This window comes from Actinocorallia herbida, from assembly GCF_003751225.1.
GTDB lineage: Bacteria > Actinomycetota > Actinomycetes > Streptosporangiales > Streptosporangiaceae > Actinocorallia > Actinocorallia herbida.
On sequence record NZ_RJKE01000001.1, the window covers coordinates 1121208 to 1136317 of the forward strand.

A 15110-nucleotide genomic window follows, 5' to 3' on the forward strand; every position below is an offset into this window, starting at 1 on the left:
ACATGCCGCAGCGCCGCATGAGCTCCCGGGCCGTCAAGGTCGGTCTACTCGGCACCCTGTCGATGTCGCTGACCGCCTGCGGCGGCTCGCACACCGCCACCTGTGTCGAGAACAGGCTGCTCCCGGGAGGGGGCTACCGGGCGGTGAGCGACTCCTACTGCTCCGGCTCCTCGTCGTCGAACTACCGCTGGTACTACGGGGGCAACTCCTCCTCCAGCGGCATCATCACGGGCGGCAGCTCGCTCAAGCCCAAGAAGGGCAGCATCAAGACCAAGGGCGGCACTACGCTTCGGGGCGGCTTCGGCTGGTCCGGCGGCGGCGGAAGCTGACCGTTGCGCAGAGAGCGCTCCCGGCCGCGTGAAGGCTGGGCCGAGACCATCGAATCCCAGGGGCTCTCCTACCACCGCACCGCGCATCCCGAGAACCTCACCCGGCCGTACTGGGACGAGTCCGTCCACTACGTGCTGGAGATGGGCGAAGTGCTCTCCTTGGAGGAGGACGTCGAGACCCTCCACCGGATGTGCCTGGAGGCCGCCGAGCACGTCGTGAAGACGGGCCGGTACGAGCTGCTGGGGATCGACGAGAGGTTCGCGCCGGCCATCGAGGCGTCCTGGCGGCGCGGAGACCCGCACCTGTACGGCAGGTTCGACCTGCGCCATGACGGCACGGGCCCGGCCAAGCTCCTGGAGTACAACGCCGACACCCCCACCTCCCTGGTGGAGTCCTCGATCATCCAGTGGTTCTGGAAGGAGGACGTCTTCCCCGCCGACGACCAGTGGAACTCCCTGCACGAGCGCCTGATCGACCGCTGGCGGGAGATGCCCCTGCGGTCCGGTCCCGTGCACTTCGCGTGGACGGAGCTGGACGAGTCGGGCGAGGAGCTGATGACCATCGCCTACCTCCAGGAGACCGCCGCGCAGGCGGGCCGCCAAGGCGTCCCGCTGGCCATGCAGGACATCGGCTGGGACGGCGAGTACTACCGCGACCTGGCCGACGCGGAGATCAGGACCTTCTGCAAGCTCTACCCGTGGGAGTGGATCGTCGCTGAGCCGTTCGGCGCGCACGTCGACGAGGCCGACTGGGTCGAGCCGATGTGGAAGATGCTCCTGTCCAACAAGGGGATCCTCGCCCTGCTCTGGGAGCTGTTCCCCGGCCACCCCAATCTGCTGCCCGCCTACCTGGACGGCCCCCGCGACCTCGCTTCGCACATCCGCAAGCCGCTCCTGGGACGGGAGGGCGCCAGCATGACCGTGACGTCGCCCTCCTATCGGACGGAGACGGGCGGGAGCTACGGCGCGGAAGGGTTCGTCTTCCAGGAGTTCGTCCCGCTCCCCGACTTCGACGGGCAGCACCCCGTCCTGGGCGCGTGGATGGTCGCCGACGAGGCGGCGGGCCTGGGCATCCGGGAGACCTCCGGGCTCATCACCGACGACACCTCGTCCTTCATCCCGCACCGCATCCCTCTGTGACCCCGCTCGCACGCCTTCCCTAGCCCCCCGTAGAACCCCGCATCCCCGTAAGGAACCCACACCATGTCCCTCGACAGCGCCTTCGCCGAGATCCTGGGCGAGAACGTCCTGGCGATCCTCGCCTACGCCGCCCTGGGCCTCGTCCTGTTCGTGGTCGGCTTCTACGTCGTCGACCTCGCGACCCCCGGCCGGCTCGTCTCGGTCATCCGCCACGACCGCAACCCCAATGCGACGCTGCTGGCCGCGGCGGGCATGGTGGCGGTCGGCGTCATCGTGTCGGCGTCGATCTTCGCCACCGACGCGGTGCTGCTGGAGGGCCTGATCGCGACCGCCGTCTACGGCATCGTCGGGATCATCGGCCAGGTAGTCGCGATGCTCGTCTTCGACCTGCTCATCGGGTTGAAGATCAAGGAGCTGTGCCACGAGACCACCCTCCAGCCGGGCACCTGGCTGCTGGCGGTCACCCACGTGATGATCGGCCTGGTCACCGCGCTCGCGGTGATCTGACCCGGTTCGCCCCCACCCGAGCCGCGACGGACGGGCCCGCTACCGAAGCCGGTCGGGGACGTCGAAGGCGGCGCAGACGGCCCACCAGACCGTCCGCACGTCGGTGCCTTCGGCGACCGCCTGCTGGGCGGTGCGCCCGCCCAGTTCGGCGAGCACATAGTCCTTGGCGACGCTCTGCGCGTACGCCTCGCCGAACTGGCGGTTCATCTTCTCCCAGAACGCGGTCAGCCTCACCGGGCCAGTCTGCCAGCCGCTCGGAGTCGCCTGGACCGCGTCCGCCGACGGACCTGGCGGTGGACGGTCTTCCGCCCTCCGGTACACCTACCGGAGGGCGGAAGACCGTCCGGGGCCGTCAGGAGCCGGCCTCAGGCGGCTTCGCCGTCCGAGAGCTTCAGGACGGGCACGCCGAGCGGCTGGAAGCCGAGGGTCTGCCCGTAGAAGGAGAGCTCGGCCTCCAGGCAGGTCTGGAGGGTCTCCGCCCGGCGGAAGCCGTGGGACTCGCCGCGGAACGCCAGGTAGGCGTAGGGAACCTTGTTGTCGCCGAGCGCCCGGGCGAAGGCATCGGACTGGGCGGGCGGCACGACCGGGTCGTCCAGGCCCTGGAGCAGCAGCACCGGGCAGGACGTGCGGTCCGCGCGGTGCAGCGGGGAGCGCTCCTCGTAGGCCCGCTCGTAGCCGGGGACCGGGCCGATGAGCCCGAAGAGGTAGCGCGACTCGAAGTCGTGCGTCTCGGCCAGCAGCGTGGTGGCGTCGCTCACGCCGAAGTAGGACGTGGCGGCCTTGAAGACCGAGCCGGAGGTCACCGCCGCCAGGGTCGTCCACCCGCCGGAGCTGGCGCCCCGGATGGCCAGCCGGTCGGGGTGCGCCCGCCTGGTCCTGACCATCGCGGTCGCGACCGACACCGCGTCCTCCACGTCCACCACGCCCCACTGGCGGCGCAGCCGCTCGCGGTAGGCCCTGCCGTAGCCGGTGGAGCCGCCGTAGTCGACCTCGATGACGCCGATGCCGCGGCTGGTGAAGTAGGCGCGCTCCAGATTGAGCGTCCCCGACGAACGCGCGGTGGGGCCGCCGTGCACCCACACCACGTAAGGCGGCAGCTCGCCCTGGGGCCCGATCGAGTCGGGGCTGGCGGGCTCGTACACGAGCGCGTGGACGGGCCTGCCGAACTGGCCCTCGAAGATCTCGTCGCGGGGGACGGGCAGGTAGGACTCCGGCGGCACCCGGTCCAGCTCGCGGCGCAGCACCGTGGCCCGCCCGTCGGCCGCCGAGATCCGCACGACGGAGGCGGGCTGCGACGGGGAGGCGCCGATCCCGACGATGGTGGAGCCGTCGGCCGACAGGCTCATCTGCCAGTCGGTGTACGGCAGGTCGAGGGACTCCAGCTCCAGCGTCTCGGGGTCGTACAGGCTGAGCCGCTGGTCTCCTTGGCCGTGCATCACCGCGAGGCGGCCGTCGGCCAGCAGCGCGTAAGGCATGCCGCCCAGGCTCCACAGAGGGCCCGCGAACTCCTCCTCGGCCGGGTAGAGCGCCTGAGGGGACTCGCCGTACAGGCCCACCTGGTAGATGTTCCACCAGCCCGGCCAGTCCGACACGACGTACAGGCTGGTGTCGTCGCGCCACAGCGGCGCGAGGACGGACTCGGACATGCCGCCCTTGACCGTCCGCGGAGACACGACCTTGCCCTGGTCGATGACGCCGACGCGCAGCTCCGTCCCGTCCCACGGCATGCGCGGGTGGTTCCACTGCACCCACGCGAGGTGCCCGCCGGAGGGCGAGGGCGTGGGGGAGGCGTAGAAGTCGCTGCCCGTGACCATCTCGTTGATCGCGCCGGGGTCGTTGGCCGCGCGCCCGTCCAGCGGGATGCCCACGATCGCCCGCCGTACGCCCGCCGGAGGCACCGGGTCGCCTTCCGCCGCGGGCGGCGCCGCCACGTGCCCCTCGCACACGCACCAGACCTCGCTGCCGTCCGGGGACAGCACCAGATCGGCGTAGCGCAGCCCTCCGGGGATCGCGGGCTCGGGCGTCAGGGGACGCGGCCGGGCGTCCCCGGGAGCCAGCAGGTGCAGGCGCTGGTCCTCGTAGTTGGCGAAGACGACCCCGCGAGAGGTCGGCACATAGGACTTGCCGCCGTACTCGTGGACCCGGGTCCGCGCGTTCCACGGCGGCGGAAGCACCTCGCGTCCGTTGCGCACGACCGTCGTCCGACCGTTCTCCTCCGGCCTGCTCTCCTGCCACCACACGTCGTCGCCGAGCGCGGTGGGGAAACTCAGCCTGACGCGGGAGCGGGCGACGTCGGCTGCGGAGATCGGAGAGGGCCAGGATCCGAAGGGGGTCACGCGAGCGGTCATACCGGAATCGTCCCGCATGCAGAGGCCCATTGAAGCCAAGACCGGGCGTTTGGCACCTGAAAGTAACGTGATCAGGTGCCGGGGGCGGGCGGTGCGGTGACGGGCGCCGCCGAGGACCGCCTGCTGCGCCTGCCGCGCGCCTCCAGCCGGGTCGCGGCCCAGCCGAGCGCGAGGTTGATCGCGATGTAGATGAGCGCGATGACGACGGCCGCGGGGATGAGGTTGCCGAAGTTCGACGGGACGATCCGGAACCCGGCGTTCAGCAGGTCCTCGTAGCTGATGATGTAGCCGAGCGCGGTGTCCTTGAGCAGCACGACCATCTGGCTGACGATCGCCGGGAGCATCGCGGTCACCGCCTGCGGGAGCAGCACGAGCCGCAGGACGTCGCCCCGGCGAAGGCCGACGGAGTAGGCGGCCTCGGCCTGGCCGCGCGGGACGGCCCGGACGCCCGCGCGGAACACCTCGGCGAGCACCGAGCCGTTGTAGAGCGTGAGGCCGATGACGACCGCCCAGAAGGCGGGCAGGACCTCTCCCGCGACGGCGAAGCTGAGGTACTGCGCCGAGAAGATCATGATGAGCACGGGGATCGCGCGGAAGAGCTCGACGACCCACGCCGACGGCAGGCGGATCCAGGCGCGCTCCGAGAGCCTCCCCAGGCCGAAGACGACGCCGAACGCGAGCGCGAGCACCGCGCCGGTCGCCGCGGCCGTCAGCGTGCCCCACAGGCCCGGGAGGATGAGTCCGGTCCACACCTCGGGGTCGATGAACGGGCTCCACAGGTCGCCGTCCCACTGGCCCGCCTCGGACATGCGCCGCCAGACGAACCAGCCCGCCAGGAGCAGGAGCACCGCGCCGACCAGGGTGAGGACGTTGTGCCGCACCTTCGCCTTGGGGCCGGGGGCGTCGAACAGGATCCCGGCCGTGCCGGTCGGGCGGGCGCGCCGACGAGGCGCCGGGGCGGTCTTCAACGCTTGATCTCCAGCCGCTTGGCGAGCCGTCCGGTGAGGAAGCCGATCGGAAGGGTGAGCACCACGAAGCCCGCGGCGAAGCCGAGGAAGATCTCGATCGCCCCTCCCGTGCTCTCGTAGAGCATCTCCTTCATGATGAAGGCCGCCTCGGCGTATCCGGCGACGGCGGCCACCGTGGTGTTCTTGGTGAGCGCGATCAGGACGCTGCCGAGCGGTGCGACGACCGCGCGGAACGCCTGCGGGAGGACGATCAGGCGCATCGACTGGGTGAAGCCGAGGCCGATCGCGCGGGCCGCCTCGGCCTGCCCGAGCGGGACGGTGTTGATCCCCGCCCGCAGCGTCTCGCACACGAACGCCGAGGTGTAGCCGGTGAGGCCGAGGACCGCCAGCCAGTAGCCGTTGAAGGACGGGTCCTCGACGTCGAAGTTGAGCCGGAGGGTGTTGCTGATGCCCAGGGAGCAGAACAGCAGGACCAGCGTGAGCGGGGTGTTGCGTGCGATGTTGACGTAGACCGTCCCGATCCACCGCAGGACGGGCACCGGCGAGACGCGCAGCGCGACCAGCACCGTCCCCAGGATGAGGGACAGCACCGCGCTCGCCGCGGTCAGCCGGACGGTCGCCCAGAAGGCGGTCAGGACGGCGTCCCTGTTCTCGAACAGGGGGTTGTCGATCAACATGTCCACGCGGGGGGTCCTCCGCTCACGCCGGTCTCACGGGCGGCTCCCTGTCAGGAGCAGCCCTCTGCGGGGGGTACGGCGGTAGGCAGCTCGAGTCCTTCGGCGGAGCCGAACCACTTCTTGAGCAGCTCGGCGGCCGTGCCGTCGGAGTACATCTCGCCGACGGCCGTGTTGATCGCCTCGCAGGAGGCGACGTCGCCCTTCTTGATGCCGATGCCGTACTTCTCATCGGTGAAGGGGCTGCCGAGGATCTTGAAGCTGCCGCCCTGGGAGGCGAAGCCGGCGAGGATGAAGTCGTCGGTGGTGACGGCGTCGAGGGTGCCGCCGGTGAGCTTGGTGATGCACTCGGAGTAGCTGCCCGCCGGGACGAGCTCGGCGTCGATCTCCTTGCCGTTGGGCGGCGGGTCGGTGATCCGCTTGTAGGAGTTGGACCCCGAGGCCTGGCAGATCCGCTTGCCCTTGAGGTCCTCGACCTTGGTGATCGAGGTGTCGTCGCCGCGGACCATGATGTCCTGGTGGGCGATGACGTACGGGCCCGCGAAGGTGACCTTCTCCTTGCGCTCGGGAAGGATCGAGTAGGTCGCGACGACCATGTCGACCTGCCCCTGCATGAGGAAGGGCTCGCGGTTGGCCGAGATGGTCTCGACCCACTCGATCCCGCTCTCCGGGACGCCCAGCTTGCCCGCGACGTACTTGGCGACGTCCACGTCGAAGCCCTCGACGCTGCCGTCGGGCTTCTTCACGCCTATCGCGGTCTGGTCGAACTTGATGCCGACCTTGATCTTCTTCTCATCCTTCGCCTTGCTGACGAGGTCGGTGGCGCCGTCGTCGCCGCCGCAGCCCGACAGGGCCGTGGCGCCGAGGGCGAACGCGGCAAGGGCCAGGCCGATGCGTCTCATGGATGCGTTCCCTTCAGGTCCGGTTGGTGCGGGTCTTTGGGGGTGTCCTCGAGGGTGGCCGGGGTGAGGCCGGTGGCAGGGATCAGTGTCGGAGGATCTTGGACAGGAAGTCGCGGGCCCGGTCGGTCCGGGGCTCGGTGAAGAACTCCTCGGGCGAGGACTCCTCGATGATCTGGCCGTCGGCCATGAAGACCACGCGCTGGGCCGCGCTGCGCGCGAACCCCATCTCGTGGGTGACGACGATCATGGTCATGCCGCCTTCGGCGAGGCCGGTCATCACGTCGAGGACCTCGGAGACCATCTCCGGGTCGAGGGCGGAGGTGGGCTCGTCGAAGAGCATGAGCTTGGGCCGCATCGCCAGCGCGCGGGCGATGGCCGCGCGCTGCTGCTGGCCGCCGGAGAGCTGGGCGGGGTACTTGTCGGCCTGCGCGGCGATCCCCACCCGCTCCAGGAGCTCCAGCGCCTCCTTCTCGGCCTTGTCCTTGGGCGTCTTGCGCACCTTGACGGGGCCGAGGGTGACGTTCTGGAGGATGGTCTTGTGGGAGAAGAGGTTGAAGCTCTGGAAGACCATCCCGACCTCGGAGCGGAGGCGGGCCAAGGCCTTGCCTTCCGCCGGCAAGGGCATGCCGTCGAGGGTGATGGAGCCGGAGTCGATCGTCTCCAGGCGGTTGATGGTCCGGCAGAGCGTGGACTTGCCTCCGCCGGACGGGCCGACGACGACCACGACCTCGCCCCTGGCCACTTCCAGGTCGATGTCCTTCAGCACGTGGAGGTCGCCGAAGTACTTGTTGACGTTCTCCAGGACCACCAAGGGGTCGCCGCTCACCGTCATACGGCGAGACGCTAGTTCACTTGATCACGAAGGGGGAGGGAGCGGAAGGTACCGATCTGATCACGACAGTGTTATCGGCGCTCCTGTAGTCGTATCATCACCGGCTTTCACACCAGCCCCTGCCTGCTCCGTACGCCTTCCGCCCGTGACGCCCACCTGCCGTTCCCGTCCCGGGGGTACTCTGGGCACGCCATGAACACTGCTGAGTCTCCCCGCACTTATGAGGTGCGCACCTACGGCTGCCAGATGAACGTCCACGACTCCGAGCGCCTGGCCGGGCTGCTGGAGTCGGCCGGGTACGCCAAGGCCGAAGGCGAGCCGGACGTCATCGTCTTCAACACCTGCGCGGTGCGCGAGAACGCCGACAACCGGCTCTACGGAAACCTCGGACATCTGCGCAAGAAGGCCGAGAACGGCCTTCAGATCGCCGTGGGCGGCTGCCTGGCCCAGAAGGACCGCGACACGATCGTCAAGCGGGCGCCCTGGGTCGACGTGGTGTTCGGCACCCACAACATCGGGGCGCTGCCCGTCCTGCTGGAGCGCGCCCGCGTCCAGCAGGAGGCGCAGGTGGAGATCGAGGAGTCCCTGTCGGTCTTCCCCTCCACCCTGCCCACCCGGCGCGAGTCGCCTTACGCCGCCTGGGTGTCGGTGTCGGTCGGCTGCAACAACACCTGCACCTTCTGCATCGTGCCCGCGCTGCGCGGCAAGGAGAAGGACCGCCGTCCCGGCGAGATCCTCGCCGAGGTCGAGGCGCTGGTCGCCGAGGGCGTCCTCGAGGTGACGCTGCTCGGCCAGAACGTCAACGCCTACGGCGCGGAGTTCGGCGACCGCGAGGCCTTCGCCAAGCTGCTGCGGGCCTGTGGCGGCGTCGACGGCCTGGAGCGGGTCCGCTTCACCTCGCCGCACCCCCGCGACTTCACCGACGACGTGATCGCCGCCATGGCCGAGACCCCGAACGTCATGCCGTCCCTGCACATGCCGCTCCAGTCCGGCTCCGACCCGGTGCTGAAGGCGATGCGCCGCTCGTACCGGCAGGACCGCTACCTCGGGATCATCGAGCGCGTCCGCGCCGCGATCCCCGACGCCGCGATCACCACCGACATCATCGTGGGCTTCCCCGGCGAGACCGAGGCCGACTTCGAGCAGACCCTGCACGTCGTGCGCGAGGCCCGCTTCTCCGGCGCGTTCACCTTCCAGTACTCCAAGCGGCCGGGCACCCCTGCGGCGACCATGGACCACCAGGTGCCCAAGGAGGTCGTCCAGGAGCGCTACGAGCGGCTCGTGGAGCTCCAGGAGCAGATCTCCTGGGACGAGAACAAGAAGCAGGTCGGCCGCACCCTCGAGCTCCTGGTGGCCGAGGGCGAGGGCAGCAAGGACGCCGCGACGCGGCGCCTGTCCGGCCGCGCCCCCGACAACCGCCTCGTGCACTTCACCCGGCCCGATCAGCCGGTCCGGCCGGGCGACATGGTCACCGTCGAGGTCACCTATGCCGCGCCCCACCACCTGCTGGCCGACTCTCCCGTGCAGGCGGTGCGGCGGACCCGGGCGGGCGACGCCTGGGAGGCCGGGCAGGCCGCGCCCGCCGAGGGGTCCGCGGTCTCGCTGGGGATGCCCAAGATCGGTGTCCCCGCGCCCGCGCCCGTCGCGTCCGGCTGCTCCACCTGCCCGTAAGGAGACGGTTTGCTGATCGCGGCGGCGGTGTGCCCGCATCCGCCCCTGCTCATCCCGGAACTCGCCGGGGTGGCGGCGCCGGAACTCGACGCGCTGCGCGCCTCCTGCCTCCGCGCCGTCGGCTCCGTCGCCGGTAGCGGAGAGCTGGTGGTGGTCGGCGGGGCCGAGCGCACAAGGGAGTACCCGGGGACGGCCTCAGGCACGTTCGCGCCTTACGGGCTGGACCTTCGGGTGGGGGATGGCGAACCCGTCCTGCCGCTCTCCTTGACGGTCGGGCGGTGGCTCCTGAACGGGCGGGAGCCTTCGGCGTTCCAGGCCGTCGCGTTCGACGCGCCGGTGGAGGAGTGCCTGGAGCTCGGGGAAAGGCTCGCCGGGAAGGATGTCGCCCTGCTCGTCATGGGAGACGGTTCGGCCTGCCGGGACGAGAAGGCGCCGGGCCACCTCGACGAACGGGCGGAGCCTTATGACCGGGAGGTCGCGCGGGCGCTCGGGGAAGCCGACGCCGCCGCGCTCGGCCTGCTCGATCCGGGGCTCTCGGACGAGCTGATGGCGGCCGGGCGGGCGGCATGGCAGGTGCTCGCCGGGGCGGCTCGCGGGCGGCGGTTCAGCGCCGAACTGCTCGCGGACGAGGCGCCCTATGGCGTGGGCTATTTCGCCGCGGTGTGGCGCTAGCGGCTCCGGCGCTGCTTGTCGGCGATCTGCCGGGCGGTCTCCTTGGCCTTCTGCTGCGCCGAGTCGATCTGGCTTTTGTACTTGTTGCCGGTCTTCTTGTCGATCATGTCGCCGGTCTTGTCGATCGTCGAGTCCGCCTTGTCGGCGTGCTTGCCCAACATGTCCATGACCTTCTGGACGATGCTCATCGGCTTCCCCCCGATACTGGTCCGGGCGGCACGGATCTTCCGGGCGCCCCGATTTCTCTCTGTTACTACCCATATCGAACCTGTTAACCTCGCGCCTCCTGGAAACCGATAACCCGTGAACGTGATCTCCGTGGCCGGTCCGACCGCGGCGGGCAAGTCCGACCTCGCCGTCGAGCTGGCGCTGCGCCTCGGCGGCGAATGCGTGAACACCGACTCGATGCAGCTCTACCGCGGGATGGACATCGGGACGGCCAAGCTGTCCGAGGCCGAGCGTCTAGGGGTCCGGCACCATCTCCTGGACATCTGGGACATCACCCGGCCCGCCAGCGTCGCGGAGTACCAGGAGCTGTCGCACGGCGCGATCGAGGACATCCGGGGAAGGGGGGCGGTCCCCGTCCTCGTCGGAGGCTCCGGGCTGTACATCCGGGCGGCCCTGGACGTCCTGGAGTTCCCCGGCACGGACCCGAAGGTGCGGGCCCGCCTTGAAGGCGAACTGGAAGAGGTCGGCCCGGGGGCCATGTACGAGCGGTTGAAGGAGGCGGACCCCTTGGCCGCCAAGACGATCCTGCCGTCCAACGGCCGCCGGATCGTGCGCGCGCTGGAGGTCATCGAGATCACCGGCCGGCCTTTCACCGCCACCCTTCCCGAGCACCGCTACCGGGATCCCCGGACCGTCCAGATCGGCCTGCTGGTACCGCGTCCCGAACTGGACGAGAGGATCGCGCTGCGGGTGGACCGCATGTGGGAGGCGGGCCTCGTCGCGGAAGTGCGCGCGCTGGAGGAGAAGGGCCTGCGCGAGGGGCGGACGGCCGCCGCGGCGCTCGGCTACGCCCAGGTCCTGAGGCACCTGTCGGGGGAGTGGACGCAGGAGCAGGCCAAGGAGGAGACCGTCCGGGCCACCCGGAGGTTCGCGCGCCGCCAGGAGTCCTGGTTCCGGCGCGATCCACGCATCCAGTGGCTTCCCTACGACGCCCCTGACCTCCTCGACCGCGCCCTTAGGATCTGTACATGAGCACCATCAGCGGACATCGGTTCACGAAGGGCCACGGCACCGAGAACGACTTCGTGATCCTCCCCGACCCCGACGGCGAACTCGACCTCACCGCCGCCGAGGTCGCCCGGATCTGCGACCGCCGCGCCGGGATCGGCGCCGACGGGGTGCTGCGGGTGGTGCGCGCCAAGGCCGCGGGGCTCGGCGACACCGGCGCGGAATGGTTCATGGACTACCGCAACGCCGACGGCAGCATCGCCGAGATGTGCGGCAACGGCGTCCGGGTCTTCGCCCGCTACCTCGTCGATTCCGGCCTCGCCGCCGCCGGCGACCTGCCCGTGGCCACCCGCGGGGGTGTGAAGGCGGTCTCACTCGGCGCGGGCGGCGACGTCACCGTCGACATGGGCGCCCCGGAGGTCTTCGCCGAGAGCGAGGCGGTGCTCGGCGGCACGGTCCACCGCGGCCTGAAGGTCTCGATGGGCAACCCGCACCTCGCCTGCCTGATCGACCACGACGTCGCGGCGCTGGACCTCACCCGTGAGCCGGGCTTCTCCGCGGCGGACTTCCCGGCCGGCGTCAACATCGAGTTCTTCCGCCCCGTCGGCGTGCGGCACGTCGCGATGCGGGTGCACGAGCGCGGCTCGGGCGAGACCCGCTCCTGCGGCACGGGCGCGGTCGCCACCGCCGTCGCGGCCGCGACCGCCGAAGGCCTCGACCCGCTGCGCGAGGGCTCCTCCTGGACCGTGGACGTGCTCGGCGGCCGGGTCGAGGTCGTGTTCGACGGGACCACCAGCTTCCTGCGCGGCCCCGCCGTCCTCGTCGCGGACGGCGTCCTGCGCTGACGTCCGCCCGCCTCCCGGTGCGTCCGGGGGCGGCCTGGCGCGCTCATGACGGGTGTCCTAGCCTCTCCTGAACAGCATTCGGTTTCGAGTGGGAGGAGACACCGATGACCGTCGCGCGCGCCGTGCAGCGGCACATCCAGGAACTGGGCGGGGCATTCATGTTCTCGCGAGAGGTCCGGGACTTCGGCCTGACGACAGGCGTCGAGGGCTTCCTCGGCCCGTACTTCCGGGGCCGCTGCGGCGTCCTGGGCGAGGTGGACGCCGACGTGGTCGCCTCGGCCGCCGGGTTCTTCCCCCTGGAGGTCGTCCGCGCGTCCTGGGAGTCGGTGGCCATGGCCCCGGACGAGGCCGCCGAAGGCTACCTGGGCGCCTGCCAGGCGTTCGGCAGGCGCAAGCTCGCCGCGTTCGACCAGCCGGAGCGGCTCGCCGAACTCCTGCTCGCCGTCGTCCGGCACGCCGACCCGATCGGGGCGCCCCTGTTCGGCGGCTGGCGGGCGCTGCCGCTCGACGACGACCCGCGCGGCCGGGTCCTGCACCTCGTCCACGCGCTCCGCGAACTGCGCGGCGGGCTCCACTTCCTCGCGGTCAAGACCTCGGGCCTGACCGCGCTCCAGGCCGTCCTCATCGGCGGCTCCCCGCTGAACTCCGGGCCCGACCAGGCCCGGCTGTTCGGCTGGACGGAACCGTTCGAGGAGATCACCGACGCCCACCAGGCGCTGTGGCGGGAGGCGGAAGCGGTCACCGACAGGCTCGCCCAGCAGGCCTTCGACGCCCTCGACAAGGCCGAAGGAGAGGAACTCGTCGCACTCCTCGCGGCAGCCCACACGGCCGCCTTCACCCGCTAGGAATGTCCCCTCGAGCCTCCCGAAGACTTCGGGACAGCTGTCCCTTAGGGGCGGGATGTCCGGGACCGTACCTTCATATCCGTAAGGGGGTACGCGCCCCCCGGGTCGGGAGCCCCGGGACGCGAACCAGATGGGCCGGTGGTCATACTCTTGGCGGGGGACGACCACCGGCTCTTATTCTTTCTCCCGCGGCTCCGCCCCGGGCGGTGATCGGGCGCTCTTCCGGGGTTTCCGCTTCGCGGTCGGGCCGGGAGGTCTCTGGGGCTGGGCTGGGCTGGGCGGGTGCGGCTGGGGTTCGGGTCATGCCCAATGTGGCGGCTCGGCGGCGGGTGGGTCTCGTAGCGTGATATCTCACTTGCACTGCGTTGCCGACCGACGGGAGCGGTGGTGCTCTTCCCCCTTGTACGGCGTGCCGCCGTGGTGCTCGCGCTCGCGGTGGCCGCGGCCAGCCTGGGGTACCTGCTCGCGGCGCTGAGCCTCGAGCCACGGGACCGGCTGGAGGGGCGTCGGCCGCGGCCGCCGCAGGCCGCCGTCGAGGCCGAGCTGACGGCGTTGAACCTCAACGACCGCATGCCGCTGGGCGAGCGGTACCTCACCTGGGCGTCGGGCGCGGTCAGGGGCGACTTCGGGCGGACCCTCCAGGGGGCCGAGGTGTCCGCGGCGCTGCCCGGCAGGCTCGCCACGAGCGTCGTGCTGCTGCTGCCGGGTACCGCGCTCGGCGCGCTGGCGGGGGTCGGGCTTGGCGCGTGGGCGGCGCTCGCCCGCAGGCCGGGACGGGTCTTCACCGCCGTGTCGCACGTCCTGCTGGCCACGCCGGTCTTCGTCATCGCGATCGGGCTCCAGGTCCTCGGCGAACGGCTCAACGCCGCGACCGGGGCCCCGCTCGTCCAGTGGGTGGGCGACGGCGGGGGAGGACTCGGCGCGGGCCTCCAGCACCTCGTGCTGCCGACCCTGACGGTCGCGCTCGCCCAGCTCGCCCTGTTCGGCCGCTACCAGCAGGCGCTCATGCGCGACGCCGCCGAGTCCGAGCACGTGCGGGCCGCGCGCGCACGGGGGCTCGGGCTGTACCGGGCGTACTTCGGGCACGGCCTGCGCACCGCGCTCGTGCCCACCGCCACCTACTTCGCCTACGGCCTCGGCTTCCTCCTGCTGGGCGCCGCGTACGTGGAGACCGCCTTCGGCCGTCAAGGGATGGGTGCCTGGCTCTTGGACTCCCTGCGCGCCTCCGACCCGCATCCCGTGGCGGCCTGCACGGCCGTCGCCGCCCTCGCCGTCCCGGCCGCGGCCTTCGTCGCCGACGTGGCGCACCGCCTTCTGGACCCGATGGCGTCCCGTCAGCCGGAGGGCGCCCTATGACCGGCCTGACACACGCGATGCGCCGCGCGGAGCCGGGCGCGCGCCTACGCCGCGCGCTGCGGGGCGACAAGGCGGTGGCCGGGGGGCTCCTCGTCCTGGCGGCCCTCGGGCTGGCCGCGCTGGCCCGCGGCGGCGACGGCTGGCGTGCGATGGACCTGACGGCCCTGCACGAGGGGCCGTCGCCGCGCCACTGGTTCGGCACGACGGGCACCGGCCGCGACGTCCTGGCGCTGACGATGCGGGGCCTGCGCTCGTCGCTGCTGCTGGGCCTCGCCGCGGGGGCCGCCGCCACCGCGGTCGCGGCGCTCGTCGGCGCGTTCGCCGGGCTCGTCGGCGGACCGCTGGACCGGCTGCTCATGGGCGCGACCGACCTGCTGCTGGTCCTGCCCGGGGTGCTCCTGGTCGCCGTGGTCGCCCCCGAGGGCGCCGCCCCGGCCGAGGTGGTGCTGCTGCTCGCCCTGCTGCTGTGGCCGCTCACCGCCCGCGCGGTGCGGGCCCAGACGCGGTCGCTGCGGGCGCGGGAGTTCGTGTTGGCCGCCGCCTATCTGGGCGCGTCGCGCCGCCGGGTCGTGCTCCGGCACGTCCTGCCCAACCTCGCGGGCCTCCTCGCCGCCGACGCCGCGGTCAACGTCGGGATGGCGATCCTCGGAGAGAGCGGGCTCTCCTTCCTCGGCTTCGGCGTCGCGCCCCCCGACGTCTCGCTCGGCACGCTGATCGCCGAGGGCGCGCCCGTCGCCACGGTCCAGCCGTGGCTGTTCCTGCCGCCCGCCCTCGCGCTGGTCGCCCTCACCGCGGCCGTCAACCTCGTGGGCAACGGCCTGCACCGCGCGCTGGAGGACCGGTGA

At 71.5% G+C, this 15110-nt stretch carries 17 protein-coding genes; 10 read left to right on the top strand and 7 right to left on the bottom strand.

Features of this window, described 5'->3' with window-relative positions; all coding sequences use genetic code 11:
- Positions 1-2: 2 nt before the first annotated feature.
- From EDD29_RS05390 to EDD29_RS05400, 3 genes are all read left to right on the top strand, one after another.
- Complete coding sequence (locus EDD29_RS05390; RefSeq protein ID WP_246052528.1) at positions 3-329, top strand: hypothetical protein; 327 nt, start codon at positions 3-5, stop codon at positions 327-329.
- Between the two features lie 3 nt (positions 330-332).
- Positions 333-1469, top strand: coding sequence for a glutathionylspermidine synthase family protein (locus EDD29_RS05395; protein ID WP_123662868.1), 1137 nt, complete (start codon positions 333-335; stop codon positions 1467-1469).
- Positions 1470-1532: 63 nt separating this feature from the next.
- Positions 1533-1976: a DUF350 domain-containing protein gene (locus EDD29_RS05400; protein WP_123662870.1), complete on the top strand. Its 444-nt coding sequence runs from the start codon at positions 1533-1535 to the stop codon at positions 1974-1976.
- 39 nt (positions 1977-2015) lie between these two features.
- On the opposite strand, the gene EDD29_RS05405 is transcribed toward EDD29_RS05400, so the two are convergent.
- The 6 genes from EDD29_RS05405 to EDD29_RS05430 form a co-directional block, all read right to left on the bottom strand.
- Positions 2016-2210, bottom strand: a complete 195-nt coding sequence (locus EDD29_RS05405; RefSeq protein ID WP_123662872.1) for a DUF3046 domain-containing protein — start codon at positions 2208-2210, stop codon at positions 2016-2018.
- 131 nt (positions 2211-2341) lie between these two features.
- Positions 2342-4324 carry a S9 family peptidase gene (locus EDD29_RS05410; protein ID WP_123662874.1) on the bottom strand — a complete coding sequence of 661 codons (1983 nt, stop codon included), beginning with the start codon at positions 4322-4324 and terminating at the stop codon, positions 2342-2344.
- A gap of 71 nt (positions 4325-4395) precedes the next feature.
- Positions 4396-5292 (bottom strand): amino acid ABC transporter permease, encoded by an 897-nt coding sequence (locus EDD29_RS05415; RefSeq protein WP_123662876.1) that lies wholly within the window; start codon positions 5290-5292, stop codon positions 4396-4398.
- On the bottom strand, positions 5289-5969 hold the full coding sequence (locus EDD29_RS05420) for an amino acid ABC transporter permease (protein ID WP_123670291.1): 681 nt from the start codon (positions 5967-5969) through the stop codon (positions 5289-5291). The genes EDD29_RS05415 and EDD29_RS05420 overlap by 4 nt, the downstream gene beginning before the upstream one ends.
- A gap of 50 nt (positions 5970-6019) precedes the next feature.
- Positions 6020-6868 carry a glutamate ABC transporter substrate-binding protein gene (locus EDD29_RS05425; protein ID WP_123662878.1) on the bottom strand — a complete coding sequence of 283 codons (849 nt, stop codon included), beginning with the start codon at positions 6866-6868 and terminating at the stop codon, positions 6020-6022.
- Between the two features lie 82 nt (positions 6869-6950).
- Positions 6951-7700: an amino acid ABC transporter ATP-binding protein gene (locus tag EDD29_RS05430; protein ID WP_123662880.1), complete on the bottom strand. Its 750-nt coding sequence runs from the start codon at positions 7698-7700 to the stop codon at positions 6951-6953.
- 192 nt (positions 7701-7892) lie between these two features.
- Here EDD29_RS05430 and miaB point away from each other — a divergent pair, with 192 nt between their 5' ends.
- Together miaB and EDD29_RS05440 are read left to right on the top strand one after the other, a co-directional pair.
- On the top strand, positions 7893-9371 hold the full coding sequence (miaB, locus tag EDD29_RS05435; protein WP_123662882.1) for a tRNA (N6-isopentenyl adenosine(37)-C2)-methylthiotransferase MiaB: 1479 nt from the start codon (positions 7893-7895) through the stop codon (positions 9369-9371).
- 9 nt (positions 9372-9380) lie between these two features.
- Positions 9381-10043: a class III extradiol dioxygenase subunit B-like domain-containing protein gene (locus tag EDD29_RS05440; protein WP_123662885.1), complete on the top strand. Its 663-nt coding sequence runs from the start codon at positions 9381-9383 to the stop codon at positions 10041-10043.
- Here EDD29_RS05440 and EDD29_RS05445 read toward each other — a convergent pair.
- Positions 10040-10231 carry an antitoxin gene (locus EDD29_RS05445; protein WP_123662887.1) on the bottom strand — a complete coding sequence of 64 codons (192 nt, stop codon included), beginning with the start codon at positions 10229-10231 and terminating at the stop codon, positions 10040-10042. The two genes, EDD29_RS05440 and EDD29_RS05445, sit on opposite strands and share 4 nt — an antisense overlap.
- Positions 10232-10352: 121 nt before the next feature.
- Here EDD29_RS05445 and miaA point away from each other — a divergent pair, with 121 nt between their 5' ends.
- From miaA to EDD29_RS05470, 5 genes are all read left to right on the top strand, one after another.
- Positions 10353-11243: a tRNA (adenosine(37)-N6)-dimethylallyltransferase MiaA gene (miaA, locus tag EDD29_RS05450; protein WP_123670292.1), complete on the top strand. Its 891-nt coding sequence runs from the start codon at positions 10353-10355 to the stop codon at positions 11241-11243.
- Entirely contained in the window at positions 11240-12064 is an 825-nt protein-coding gene (gene dapF, locus EDD29_RS05455; protein WP_123662889.1) for a diaminopimelate epimerase, read from the top strand. The genes miaA and dapF overlap by 4 nt, the downstream gene beginning before the upstream one ends.
- 104 nt (positions 12065-12168) lie before the next feature.
- Positions 12169-12909 carry an SCO6745 family protein gene (locus EDD29_RS05460; protein WP_123662891.1) on the top strand — a complete coding sequence of 247 codons (741 nt, stop codon included), beginning with the start codon at positions 12169-12171 and terminating at the stop codon, positions 12907-12909.
- A 387-nt stretch (positions 12910-13296) separates the two neighbouring features.
- A complete protein-coding gene (locus tag EDD29_RS05465) occupies positions 13297-14265 on the top strand; it encodes an ABC transporter permease (RefSeq protein ID WP_123662892.1) in 969 nt (322 codons plus the stop codon).
- Positions 14262-15110 (top strand): ABC transporter permease, encoded by an 849-nt coding sequence (locus tag EDD29_RS05470; RefSeq protein WP_123662894.1) that lies wholly within the window; start codon positions 14262-14264, stop codon positions 15108-15110. Before EDD29_RS05465 ends, EDD29_RS05470 begins: the two co-directional genes overlap by 4 nt.